Annotated in this window: 10 protein-coding genes and 1 tRNA gene; all 11 read right to left on the minus strand. The window is 35.1% G+C overall.

The genetic code is table 11. From position 1 onward, the window contains the following. Nucleotides 1-1,200 (minus strand): site-specific integrase, encoded by a 1,200-nt coding sequence (locus Q0975_RS00690; RefSeq protein WP_299431628.1) that lies wholly within the window; start codon nt 1,198-1,200, stop codon nt 1-3. Nucleotides 1,201-1,305: 105 nt separating this feature from the next. Continuing rightward, nucleotides 1,306-1,379 (minus strand) — tRNA-Arg (locus tag Q0975_RS00695). Between the two features lie 10 nt (nt 1,380-1,389). Then, nucleotides 1,390-1,839: a GatB/YqeY domain-containing protein gene (locus tag Q0975_RS00700; protein WP_299431631.1), complete on the minus strand. Its 450-nt coding sequence runs from the start codon at nt 1,837-1,839 to the stop codon at nt 1,390-1,392. 98 nt (nt 1,840-1,937) lie between these two features. Beyond that, on the minus strand, nt 1,938-3,935 hold the full coding sequence (gene ftsZ, locus Q0975_RS00705) for a cell division protein FtsZ (protein ID WP_299431634.1): 1,998 nt from the start codon (nt 3,933-3,935) through the stop codon (nt 1,938-1,940). 196 nt (nt 3,936-4,131) lie between these two features. Continuing rightward, a complete protein-coding gene (gene ftsA, locus Q0975_RS00710; RefSeq protein ID WP_299431637.1) occupies nt 4,132-5,484 on the minus strand; it encodes a cell division protein FtsA in 1,353 nt (450 codons plus the stop codon). A 7-nt stretch (nt 5,485-5,491) separates the two neighbouring features. Then, nucleotides 5,492-6,208 (minus strand): hypothetical protein, encoded by a 717-nt coding sequence (locus tag Q0975_RS00715; RefSeq protein ID WP_299431640.1) that lies wholly within the window; start codon nt 6,206-6,208, stop codon nt 5,492-5,494. Then, a complete protein-coding gene (murC, locus tag Q0975_RS00720) occupies nt 6,205-7,554 on the minus strand; it encodes a UDP-N-acetylmuramate--L-alanine ligase (protein ID WP_299431643.1) in 1,350 nt (449 codons plus the stop codon). The genes Q0975_RS00715 and murC overlap by 4 nt, the downstream gene beginning before the upstream one ends. Then, nucleotides 7,551-8,669: an undecaprenyldiphospho-muramoylpentapeptide beta-N-acetylglucosaminyltransferase gene (murG, locus tag Q0975_RS00725; RefSeq protein ID WP_299431645.1), complete on the minus strand. Its 1,119-nt coding sequence runs from the start codon at nt 8,667-8,669 to the stop codon at nt 7,551-7,553. The genes murC and murG overlap by 4 nt, the downstream gene beginning before the upstream one ends. Next, on the minus strand, nt 8,666-9,895 hold the full coding sequence (locus Q0975_RS00730) for an FtsW/RodA/SpoVE family cell cycle protein (RefSeq protein ID WP_299431648.1): 1,230 nt from the start codon (nt 9,893-9,895) through the stop codon (nt 8,666-8,668). Before Q0975_RS00730 ends, murG begins: the two co-directional genes overlap by 4 nt. 53 nt (nt 9,896-9,948) lie before the next feature. After that, the gene (gene murD, locus Q0975_RS00735; protein WP_299431651.1) at nt 9,949-11,283 is read right to left on the minus strand and encodes a UDP-N-acetylmuramoyl-L-alanine--D-glutamate ligase; all 1,335 of its coding nucleotides are present in this window, start codon (nt 11,281-11,283) and stop codon (nt 9,949-9,951) included. Nucleotide 11,284: 1 nt separating this feature from the next. Next, nucleotides 11,285-12,514 (minus strand): phospho-N-acetylmuramoyl-pentapeptide-transferase, encoded by a 1,230-nt coding sequence (gene mraY / locus Q0975_RS00740; RefSeq protein WP_299431654.1) that lies wholly within the window; start codon nt 12,512-12,514, stop codon nt 11,285-11,287. Nucleotides 12,515-12,535: the final 21 nt, after the last annotated feature.

Raw genomic sequence — 12,535 nt, forward strand, 5'->3', positions numbered from 1 at the left:
TTAATTATCAAAAATTCCGTCCATTAACATAATCTGTTCATTTTCTACACTTTTTACAATATGCACATAAATCATTGTCTCCTTAATTTCTGAATGACCAAGTATTTTTTGTAGCACTTCTACTCTACCGCCTTTCATAAGATATATGGTAGCAAAAGTATGTCTAGATGAATGAAAATATAATCTTTTCTTTATCCCTAACTGTATTGCTATTTTCTTTAATTCCCTGTTGATATGCTCTCGGGTGTATTCACCTTTGAAAATGTTAGGTAAATTATAGAATTTATGAGCGGTATTATTTAGCCTTATTCTTTGAAACTTACTTGTTTTATTAGCAGTAAATGTCAATTGATCACCGTTGAAATTATCTTCTGTTAACCGTTCAATATCACTTATTCTTAAACCAGTGAAGCAGGAAAATAGATATCTTGATAATATGTTTTTATGAGCCTCCTTAATAAATTCACTATCATGATATTTTACTAATAAAACCAATTCCTCTGGGGTGAGAAAAGTACGATCTCCAGTCATTTTGCTGACCTTAATATCACTAAACTTCAATTCTGTCACTATACCTTGCTTATTAGCATGATGAAGATATTTCTTAAACGTTTTCATCGTACTTTCCACGGTAGCTGGTTTATTTTTCTCCTTTTTCTTCATCCAAAACCGCAAGTCCTTTTCAAATTGCTCGTTAATGTCATAGAAGTAGATAGATGATCTAAACTTTTTTAATTTGGCTAGGACTCCCTTTTGCTGCTTATAAGTAGAATATTCTAAGCTTCCTTTTTGTTCTTCAAGTATCTTACCGGCATAAACGAGAAAATCTAGTCTGATATTGGGATTATTTAATTCTTCAGTTAATTTTTCAATAGTCAAAACCTCATTCCTGAATCGGTAATTTATCTCTATTTCGTTTATAGCTGCAAGCTTTCTTTCAATTATCAAATTATAATCCACGTAATAAGGATTCTTTTTGCTTACACGCTGTTTTTTACCATCGAAATGAGCTACTGGTACATAGAGCTGTAACGAGATTCTTTTTCTATTGCCATTAAGGAACATCTGAAGATAAATAGCGCAGGTTCCATTTTTCTTAACCTGGTCTTTCTTAATGATTATTTTATGTGTCAACTTCCCTTTAGAAATCATAGGGGCGTATTGAGGGGCGTGTAATCCAAAATTCTGCGTCACTATCATGTAAATTATTTTTTACGATTAACCTTAAATGACTAAGGGCGAGTAAAATACGTAACTGTTTACGTACTTTACTCGCCTTTAGCATTGTGCTTATTGCACTATTAGTGACCGTGAAGGGATTCAAACCCCCAACCCTCAGAGCCGAAATCTGATGCGCTATTCAGTTGCGCCACACGGCCATATTTTATATTATGATAATTTACTTTTTACTATTGTAGAAATCGTTTTTCCATCAGCCTTACCTGCTAATTGTCCAGACGCCATTCCCATTACTTTACCCATATCTTTCATACCAGCAGCGCCAGTTTTTGCAATGATATCAACAACTACTGCTTCTATCTCTGCTTCACTCATTTGTTCTGGTAAAAATGATTCTATTACCTTGGCCTGATCCAGTTCTGGTTGTGCTAAATCTTCTCTACCTTGTTCAGAGAAAATAGCAGCACTGTCTTTACGTTGCTTTACTTGTTTCTGCAACAATTTTAACTCCTGATCTTCAGTCAACTCTTCCTTTGCTCCACTTTCTGTCTGAGCTAATAAAATAGCAGATTTAATGGCACGCAATGATGTTAAGGCATTGGTATCCTTAGCTTTCATTGCTTCTTTCATAGCAGTCATTACTTTTGCCTGTAAACTCATAGATAATTGGTTTTAATCTTTTGGATTGCGAAGATAAAAAATAAACCGATAATCCATTTTAGATTATCGGTTTATCTGAAAAACTATTTTAGTAATTCCTAGTCTACATTATCATGTAGAAAAGAATTATTCTTTCGTAATTGGATATCATCATTACTATCTGTCCCTAAAGATGTTCTAGATAAATCTGAAGATCCTGGTTTAGAATCTACATCTAGTCCAGCACGCTTATAAGCCGGCTCTTTTTCGATATCATCGATATTAGACGCATTATTTCTAAACTTATAATTAAACTCCTTCATTTTAGCTCTACGTTCTGCAGCTCTGGCTTTTAATGTTTCAGAAATTGGTTGATCTACGGGATCAGCATTCTCTTCAGGCGTTGGTTCTGGAGCAGGAGCGACTGTTTTCTTTTCGAAAACTACCTCTTTATCTTCTTCCATTACCTCTGCTTCGGGTTTAGCTTCTGTTAACCTTTTTTCTTCCTCCATATAGTCCTCAAGGCTATATTTACGAACACCTCCAGGTGAGCTTTCACTAACAGGAACAACTTCTATAGCCTCATTAACTTCTACTTCTAAAATATCATCTGTAAGATCAAAAACTATTGGCTTTTCCTCTTCTTCTTGTTTAACAGCAGCGGCAGGAATAGTATCCTCTGTCTGGATACTTTGTTCTTCATTTCCGCTTACAGGCATATCAAATGCTAAGGTAAACTGATCTTCTTCTTCCTTTTTACTTTCTTCCTGTGCTATTTCATTAGCATCATTAACCTCAATTTGGTTAATAATTTCCTGAGCGTTAATAATAACAAAATCGCTGTCGGTAGAGAAAGGGTTTACTTCTTCATAATCTACTACTTCCAAATTCTTCAAAAACTCGGTAGTTGGTAATAACAAAGATTCTTTAATATCTTCTTCCTCCTCTTCTATTAACTCATGTTTGATGATAACGGGTTCTTCTTTTACCTCTTCTTTCTGAGGTATAGGAGTTATCACAGGAGTGTTTTTTGACGTTGACTTAGGAGTTAAATCTTGAGTTGTTGCTCGTTGCTCCTCTTCTAACGTATGAATTATTCTCTTTGTTTCAGTATTTACAATTTCATCTTGTTGTTCTACATCGAATCCAGTAGCTATAACGGTTACAGAAATTGCATCTTCTAATGCCTCGTCTTCTCCAACTCCCATAATGATATTGGCACCATGGCCAGCTTCTTGCTGAATATGATCATTGATTTCACCAATCTCATCAATTGTAATTTCTTCTTTTCCAGAAACAATTAATAATAGCACATTTTTAGCACCTGTAATTTTATTATCGTTAAGCAACGGTGAGTCTAATGCTTTTACAATAGCATCATGAGCACGTTTGGCACCAGAGGCATTAGCAGACCCCATTATTGCCGTACCACTATTGCTAAGTACAGTTTTTGCATCACGTAAATCAATATTCTGTGTATAGTGATGCGTTATTACTTCGGCTATTCCTCTGGATGCAGTAGCAAGTACTTCATCTGCTTTAGAAAAACCAGCTTTAAAACCTAAATTACCGTATACTTCTCGGAGCTTGTTATTATTAATAACTACTAAAGAATCCACATGAGCTCGAAGTTTTTCTACTCCTAACTGCGCTTGTTCATTACGCATTTTTCCTTCGAACTGAAATGGTATTGTAACAATACCTACCGTAAGAATGTCTAATTCTCTTGCCATTTTAGCAATGATAGGTGCTGCTCCAGTTCCTGTTCCTCCACCCATACCTGCAGTGATAAATATCATCTTGGTATTGGTATCCAACATTCTTTTAATTTCTTCGTAACTTTCTACGGCAGACTGTTCACCCACTTCTGGGTTAGCACCAGCTCCTAATCCTTCTGTAAGACACAATCCCAACTGTATCTTATTTGGTATAGGGCTGTTTTCTAATGCTTGCGCATCAGTATTACAAATAACGAAATCAACTCCCTTGATTCCTTGCTGGAACATATGATTAATGGCATTACTACCACCTCCTCCAACTCCTATAACTTTTATTACATTTGATTGATTTTTGGGCAAATCAAAAGAAATGTTTTCGAACTCCTCGTTGTCACTCATAATTGCTAATTTTCTTGTTCTCTTACTTTTGTTTTTTTTAATATCTTCTTATGTTCAAAACTGAACTATATTTTACCATCTCTCAACGCTGGCGCCTCACTAAAAATGTCTACTAGACATTTTCTTTACTTTGCCAACCCCTCAACGCTGGCGCCTCACTAAAAATGTCTACTAGACATTTTCTTTACGCTCGGTCCTATTCTGCGTTATCTAAAAACTCCTTGAACTTCTCCGTCCATTTCTCCAGAATATTTTTTCTTGGTCTATGATCCACAACTGGTCTTTCTTCTTCTTCGATACCTTCTCCTGCAATAGCAGTTGTTTCTTCTTTTATCTCATCTTCTACCAATGCTTCCTTTATAGCTGCTTTTTTCTGCTTGCTAATATGTACGAGACTATCCATTACTAACCCCACAGCAGTAGCATACATAGGGCTTGTAGTTTCTGGATCACTATTACCTGCCAAATGCTCATTAGGATATCCGATACGCGTATCCATCCCTGTAATATATTCTACTAACTGCTTTAGATGCTTTAATTGAGAACCTCCACCTGTTAATACAATTCCTGCAATCAACTTTTTCTTAGGCGACTCATGCCCATAGTTTTTAATTTCTAAAAAAACTTGTTCTACGATTTCCACAACACGCGCATGAATAATCTTAGATAAATTTTTCAACGTGATTTCTTTTGGCTCTCTTCCTCTTAATCCTGGAATAGAAACAATTTCATTGTCTTTATTTTCTCCTGGCCATGCAGATCCAAATTTGATTTTAAGCAACTCTGCCTGTTTCTCAATAATGGAGCAACCTTCTTTAATATCTTCAGTGATTACATTTCCTCCAAAAGGAATCACTGCTGTATGACGGATAATCCCATCTTTAAAAATTGCTAGATCCGTAGTTCCACCACCTATATCGATTAATGCTACGCCTGCTTCCTTTTCCTCTTGACTCAATACTGCATTAGCAGAAGCTAAAGGTTCCAGAGTTACATCAGACAATTCTAGTCCTGAACTTTTAACGCATCGACCTATATTACGAATAGAAGTTACTTGACCTACTACTACGTGGAAATTAGCTTCAAGTCGTCCTCCATACATTCCAACCGGTTCTTTTATTTCGGCTTGACCGTCTACTTTATATTCTTGCGGCAACACATGTAATATTTCTTCTCCAGGTAACATAACTAATTTATGTACTTGATTACATAAAGAATCAATGTCATCTTCATCAATAACCGCATCCGCATTGGGACGTGTTATATAATCACTATGTTGTAAACTTCTTATATGTTGACCTGCGATTCCTACTGTTACTTCGCTTATTTTCATTCCAGAAACACTCTCTGCTTCTTGAACTGCTTGTTGTATTGATTGTATAGTTTGAGTAATATTATTTACAACACCACGATGCACACCAAGGCTTTTGGATTTACCAACACCCAAAACTTCCATCTTTCCGTACTCATTATATCTCCCTACCATAGCAACAATCTTTGTTGTTCCTATGTCTAATCCTACCGCTATTTCATTCTCTTCTCTTCCCATATTGGTATTATTTTATTGTGCACACAACTTGGTTACTAAACTGCAAACTGACCTTTTTATATTTATCTAGACTGTTATCTTTTAAAGCTTTTTGATAAAAAGCTTTAAAATTTCTGACCTTACTATTTAACTGTTCTACTTTACCAAAAACTATTTTAAAAGCATATACTCGTAATCCTAACTCATAATCACCACTCTGGTTTCTATAAACGCTTACCACATGTTTTTTCAAAAACTCATCTTGCTGAATTTTTCTTAACAATGGAAAAATTTCAGGAACTTCTCGTTCCGAAACATTGCTTACCAGAGGAACATGAGCCGAATAATTATCCGATAATGGCATCGTATTACCCGTAACATCAACATAAAAAGGAACAACTGCATTCACCCTAGCGATTGGGGTACGCTGCTTGATTCGTGCCTTAAGTTGTCCATTTACAGTGAGATACACATCTGAATCTTCAATCATTTTGTGTGCATCCAGCCCCTTCTCTACAATATTCAAAACTAAAATTTCTTTACCTACGTCCGTCACACCTACCTGATTTTGTATTAACAATTTATTAACCGTTAATTCATTCACGTAAGGATTCTGTTCTTGAACAAATTCTATCTCTACTTCTTTGATCTTTCTTCTCTCATTTCGATTGCCCGTAAATGCAAAAAGAAATACGATCAATCCAATTAGACCCACAAACTTTATATACGTCAAAATCTTCTTCATATTGCTAATAATGCATCTTTTATAGTACTAACTTCTTCTCCTATATCTCCAGCCCCAATAGTTGTAATAACCTGGGCATTACTTTTCAAAATTTCTTCTACTAAATTATCTTTAGTAACTATTTTTTTATTTTGCATATCCACCATTTCCAACAACCATTCTGAAGTTACTCCCTCTATTGGCTGTTCTCTTGCTGGATATATATCTAATAATAACAACTGATCAAATTGACTCAGACTTTCCGCAAAGTCAGATGCAAAATCCTGTGTTCTACTAAATAAATGAGGCTGAAAAATTGCCAACACCTCTTTTTCAGGATGCATTTCTCTTATTGCTTGATGCAATGCATTAATCTCAGTAGGATGATGCGCGTAATCGTCTACATAGATTAAATCGTCAGATTTGATCTGATAACTAAAACGTCTCTGAACCCCTTTAAAAGAAAATAAAGCCTTTGCTAAAGCAGCGGTCGGGGAGCCGTAAAGCAATGCCATAGCAAAGGCTGTGATAGCATTTAACAAGTTGTGTTTACCTGGCAGGTTTAAATGCAAATCCTTAATCAGTTGAGTCGGTGTTTTTAAATCAAAAATATATGTGCCGTTATCAATGCGTACATTTTGAGCACAATAATCAGAACCGTCATCTATTCCGTAGCTATTACCCGAAAGAGGTAATCCACTGCAAACCAAAAGATGATCTTTAGCTCTTGATGAAAATTCTATAAACGATTCTTCTAAAGCATTTGCCTTTTTATAAATATCCAGATGATCCGCATCCATAGATGTAACCGCTGCTATGTCCGGATAGAGTTGTAAAAATGATCTATCAAATTCATCAGCCTCTACAACGACCACTTCATTTCCTTCGAGGATAAGATTAGAATTATAATTTTCGCTTATTCCTCCTAAAAAAGCAGTTACTTTTGCTCCACTTTCCTTTAATAAATGTGCCAAAATTGCAGTGGTGGTAGTTTTTCCATGGGTTCCAGCAACAGCCAACGTGTATGTCCCGTGAGTTATGATCCCTAGAACTTCAGCTCTTTTTTTGATGGAAAACCCATTATTCTGTACATAGTTTAATTCCGTATGAGTCACAGGAATTGCAGGAGTATAAACAACGAGCGTTTCTTGAGGGCTTAAAAAGGCTTGTGGAATTGCATTAACATCATCCTTAAAATGAATCTGAATTCCTAAATCCTCTAAATCAGAAGTAATCTGAGTTGGAGTCTTGTCATATCCTGCTACATTTTTACCTAAAAACTTAAAATATCGTGCAAGTGCACTCATACCAATACCTCCGATACCGATAAAATATATATTCTTTATGTTTTTTAAATCTTTATTCATTCTTCAACTTCAACCTTTTCTTTTTTTATCAACAACTCAATTTCGTTCACTATATCTTTTGTTGCATTTGGCAATGCTAGCTTTTTTATCGCATGGGTTAATTTTATCTGCATCGCTTCTGACTCTAATAATTGAGATACTGTTTTTTGAAACTTTTCATCAAGTTCAATTTCTTTTAGCATTTTAGCTCCATACTGACTTACAATCGCATCAGCATTCTTAGTTTGATGATCTTCTGCAACATTAGGAGATGGTATAAACAATGTAGGTTTAGCTACAATACATAATTCGGAAACAGAACTCGCTCCTGCTCTTGAAACAATAACATCGGCTGCAGCATATGCAAAATCCATCGTATCTAAAAACTGATGAACCTGCACATCCTTCTTGCTATCATATTTTTTATACTCATCATAATACAGTTTCCCACATTGCCAAAGTATCTGAATTTCTTTCTTATTAAAAAACTCAAGTTCTTTTTCAATTAATTGATTGATTCTTCTAGCTCCAAGACTTCCACCTATTATCAGAACCGTTTTCTTTTCTGGATCAAGATTATATTTTGAAATCGCATCTTTTCTTTTACTGTCTATTTCTAATAGATCTTGGCGTACAGGATTCCCTGTCTTTATAATTTTTTCATTTGGAAAAAATCGTTCCATATTATCATAAGCCACACAAATTTTATCTGCTCCTTTTGCCAGCCATTTATTAGTAATACCTGGAAATGAGTTTTGCTCTTGAAGTACTGTAGGTACTTTTGCTGAATTCGCCATTTTTAATAATGGACCACTAGCAAAACCTCCTGTACCAATGACTATATCTGGATTAAAACTTTTAATAATCTTTCTTGATTTCCAAAGGCTACTTAGTAACTTTATAGGAAATAATAGGTTACTCAGTGTTAATTTACGCTGAATTCCGCTAATCCATAAACCTTCTATTTTATAACCAGCTTGTGGGACCTTCTGCATTTCCATGCGGTCTTTGGCTCCCACGAACAATATAGCAGCTTCAGGATACCTACGCTTTAACTCATTGGCAATAGAAATCGCAGGATAAATATGTCCTCCTGTTCCTCCTCCTGATAATATGATTCTTAGTTCTTGCTTCATATTGCTTCACTCAAAACCTCTAATGGATTTTCTTCTTTTACATTTAAACCATCCTTGTTTGTACTGTCAGAATTAGGTTCCTCTTCTATAGTTGCATTTCTACTGCTGCTTATACTCAATACCATACCTAATGCCATGCATGTCATCCAAATCGATGTTCCACCGCTACTAACTAACGGAAGTGTCTGACCCGTAACTGGAAATAACTCTACAGCAACTGCCATATTAATCAATGCCTGAAAGACGATAGGCAACCCGACACCGATTACTAATAGTTTACCGAATATATCAGTGCTTTTATGAGCTACAATAACTAACCTAAACAACAACATCAAATACATGAACATTAAAAATACACCACCTACTAACCCCCATTCTTCTATAATAATGGCATAAATAAAATCCGAAGAAGATTGTGGTAAAAAGTTTCTTTGTACACTTTTACCAGGTCCTTGTCCCATTACTCCACCTCTAGCTATAGCTATTTTTGCTCGTTCTATCTGATAATCCTCTGGAGTATCTTTATCATTAAAAAAGTTATCTGCTCTGCTTACCCAGGTATCAACCCTATTCGGAAAAGCATCAGGAAATGCTTTTGCTGTTAAAATAAAAAATGTTAACGCTAACAATCCTGTTCCAAGTACCACTGTAATATGCCGTAGAGGATACCCTCCTAAAAACACCAGCATAATTACCATTGAGAAAATAATTGCTGCTGTAGAAAAGTTTGCCGGTAATATCAACATCAAAATTATAAAGACAGGTAACCAAAGTGGAATCAACGACTCTTTAAAGGTTATTTTCTTATCTCTGACTTTGGATAAATATCTAGCTACATATGCCATTAGTACCACAGCTGCCAACGTAGATGTCTGAAAGGTAACCCCCACAAACGGCAAACGAATCCATCTACTAGCATTTGCCCCGCCAATTGTGTTATTCTGCGCCATAGTAAACAACAACAAGACTACAACAACAGGTAACATAATAATAGAAAGCCCTTTAAAATAATGATATGGGATTTTATGAACCCAGTACATGATACCAAAACCTAAAAGCAAGTGGGCAAAATGTTTTACCAAAAACACAAAAGTATTTCCATCTCCATATAAGTAAGCTAAGTTACTACTAGCACTATATACAGGTAGAAATGAAAATAATGCCAATAGAGCAACAATTGCCCATATCACCTTATCTCCTTTTATATTGCTTAAAACCTTAGTCACTTTTATAGTATTACTTATTTTTATTCTAACTATTTACTTTATGTTTTCTTTACTTACAGTTCTCTTACTGCTTCTTTAAACTGTCTCCCTCTTTCTTCATAGTTTTTAAAAAGGTCAAAACTTGCACAAGCTGGCGACAACAACACATTTTCATTTCTCTCTGCAATTTTATAAGCCATATTCACAGCATCCTTCATAGACTGTGTTTCAACAATATTATCTACACAATTACCAAAAGCATTAATTATTTTGGTATTATCCACTCCTAAACAAATAATTGCTTTTACTTTTTCATTTACCAAAGGATACAACTCCGTATAATCATTTCCTTTATCAACACCACCAACAATCCATACTGTGGCAGATTTCATTGCATCCAGGGCATAAAACGTTGCATTTACGTTGGTTGCTTTAGAATCATTCACATACTGAACATTGTTTATTTTCAGTACATTCTCTAATCGATGCTCAACACCATGAAAATTCTCAAGACATTCTCTTATCGTTGTCTTTCTGATTTTCAACAATTGTGATACTGTGGCAGCAGCCATCGCATTTTTTACGTTGTGATTTCCTTTTAGTGCTAAATTTTTTGTTGGCATGATAAATTCGTTGTTGTCTATTATTATTTTTATGTTTTTTCCTTCCAAATACGCTCCGTTTTCTACCTTTTTCTTTAATGAAAATGGTAATAATTTTGAACGAATAGGATGCTCTTCTATATACTTTGTTATTACCTCATCATCTCCATCATAGATAAAATAATCACTCTCTGTTTGATTCATTGTAATTCTGAATTTTGAAGCGATATAATTTTCAAATTTATATTCATATCGATCCAAATGATCAGGTGTAATATTTGTCAGCACCGCAATATGTGGTGCAAAATTTTTAATCCCATCAAGCTGAAAACTACTCAACTCTAACACATAATATGGAGTATCATTTTCTGCTACTTGTTTTGCAAAACTATCTCCAATATTACCAGCCATACTTATATTCAAATCTCCATTCTTAAGCACGTGATGCGTAAGTATCGTAGTAGTAGTCTTACCATTACTTCCTGTTACTCCAACAATTTTAGCTGATGTAAACTCTGAAGCAAATTCAATTTCCGAGATCACCGGTATTCCTTTTTCGAGTAACTTCTTAACCAGCTCCACTTTATCAGGAATCCCAGGACTTTTCATTACTACATCTGCACTCAGAATTCTATCCTCTGTATGCTTTTGCTCTTCCAATTCGATTTCAAAATTTCCAAGAACTTCTTTATATAAATCCGTAATTATCCCCTTATCAGAAACAAATACATCAAACCCTTCTTTTTTCCCCAGAATAGCAGTCCCCACTCCACTTTCTCCAGCACCAAGAACCACTAGTTTTTTCACCTTACCTCACTTTTAAAGTAATCACCGCAATGATTGCTAGAAAAATTCCAATGATCCAGAATCTTGCTACAATCTTACTTTCATGAATCCCCTTTTTCTGATAATGATGGTGTAGTGGTGACATCAAAAATATTCTTCTTCCATCTCCATATTTTTTCTTGGTATATTTAAACCAACTCACTTGCATCATCACAGATACTATTTCTATAAAAAAGATTCCGCATACGATAGGAATCAAAAACTCTTTTCTAATTGCAATAGCAATCACCGCAATTATACCTCCTATAGTCAAGCTGCCGGTATCTCCCATAAACACCTGAGCCGGATACGTATTATACCAAAGAAAACCAACCAATGCTCCTGCGAATGCCGCTACATAAATGGTTATTTCACCAGAATTAGGGATATACATGACGTTTAGATAATCCGAAAAAACAATATTACCAGACACCCAAGCAAACAATGCTAATGTGAGCACTATAATCGCTGAAGACCCTGCTGCTAACCCATCAATTCCATCAGTAAGGTTAGCTCCATTAGAAACAGCAGTTACAATAAAAATTACTATGGGTATAAAAACTAACCAAGCGTAATTAGCTAGACTTGGATTGATCCATGTAATCAAGCTAGCATAATCGAACTCGTTATTTTTAATAAACGGCAAGGTTGTTTTTGTAGATTTGATTGCAGGGTTAAAATCCGATTCACCTTCTACTGTTACAACTTGCTCTATATCAGAATTAACCTTTTCTTCTTTGATCGTTATGTCCTCATGAAAATACATCGTACATCCAACAATAATACCAAGCCCAACTTGTCCGATCACTTTAAATCTCCCGGCTAATCCTTCTTTATCTTTCTTTTTAATTTTTAAGTAATCATCTGTAAAACCAATAACACCCATCCACAAAGTGGTTATTATCAAGAGGATGATATAAATATTATCAAGCTTAGCAAAAAGCAATGCCGGAACCAGCGTCGCCAAAATTATAATAATTCCACCCATAGTTGGAGTACCTGCTTTCTCCGATTGCCCATCTAGTCCAAGCTCCCTTATGCTTTCACCCATCTGTTTTTTTTGCAGAAAAAGTATGATTCGTTTACCATAAATAGTAGAAATCAATAGCGATAAAATAATTGCCATTGCTGCTCTAAATGTAATAAACTGAAACAGGGATGCTCCAGGAAACTGGTATTCACTTTCTAAATATTGAAACAAATAATATAACATATGTATCTTCACCTTTCATGT

Source organism: uncultured Aquimarina sp. (genome assembly GCF_947500065.1).
Classification (GTDB): domain Bacteria; phylum Bacteroidota; class Bacteroidia; order Flavobacteriales; family Flavobacteriaceae; genus Aquimarina.

What these genes read in the sequence shown, in the direction of transcription:
- Q0975_RS00690 (WP_299431628.1), bottom strand. Translation starts at nt 1,200, where the DNA reads ATGATAGTGACGCAGAATTTTGGATTACACGCCCCTCAATACGCCCCT.
- murG (WP_299431645.1), bottom strand. Translation starts at nt 8,669, where the DNA reads ATGAAGCAAGAACTAAGAATCATATTATCAGGAGGAGGAACAGGAGGA.
- Q0975_RS00715 (WP_299431640.1), bottom strand. Translation starts at nt 6,208, where the DNA reads ATGAAGAAGATTTTGACGTATATAAAGTTTGTGGGTCTAATTGGATTG.
- ftsA (WP_299431637.1), bottom strand. Translation starts at nt 5,484, where the DNA reads ATGGGAAGAGAAGAGAATGAAATAGCGGTAGGATTAGACATAGGAACA.
- mraY (WP_299431654.1), bottom strand. Translation starts at nt 12,514, where the DNA reads ATGTTATATTATTTGTTTCAATATTTAGAAAGTGAATACCAGTTTCCT.
- murC (WP_299431643.1), bottom strand. Translation starts at nt 7,554, where the DNA reads ATGAATAAAGATTTAAAAAACATAAAGAATATATATTTTATCGGTATC.
- ftsZ (WP_299431634.1), bottom strand. Translation starts at nt 3,935, where the DNA reads ATGAGTGACAACGAGGAGTTCGAAAACATTTCTTTTGATTTGCCCAAA.
- Q0975_RS00700 (WP_299431631.1), bottom strand. Translation starts at nt 1,839, where the DNA reads ATGAGTTTACAGGCAAAAGTAATGACTGCTATGAAAGAAGCAATGAAA.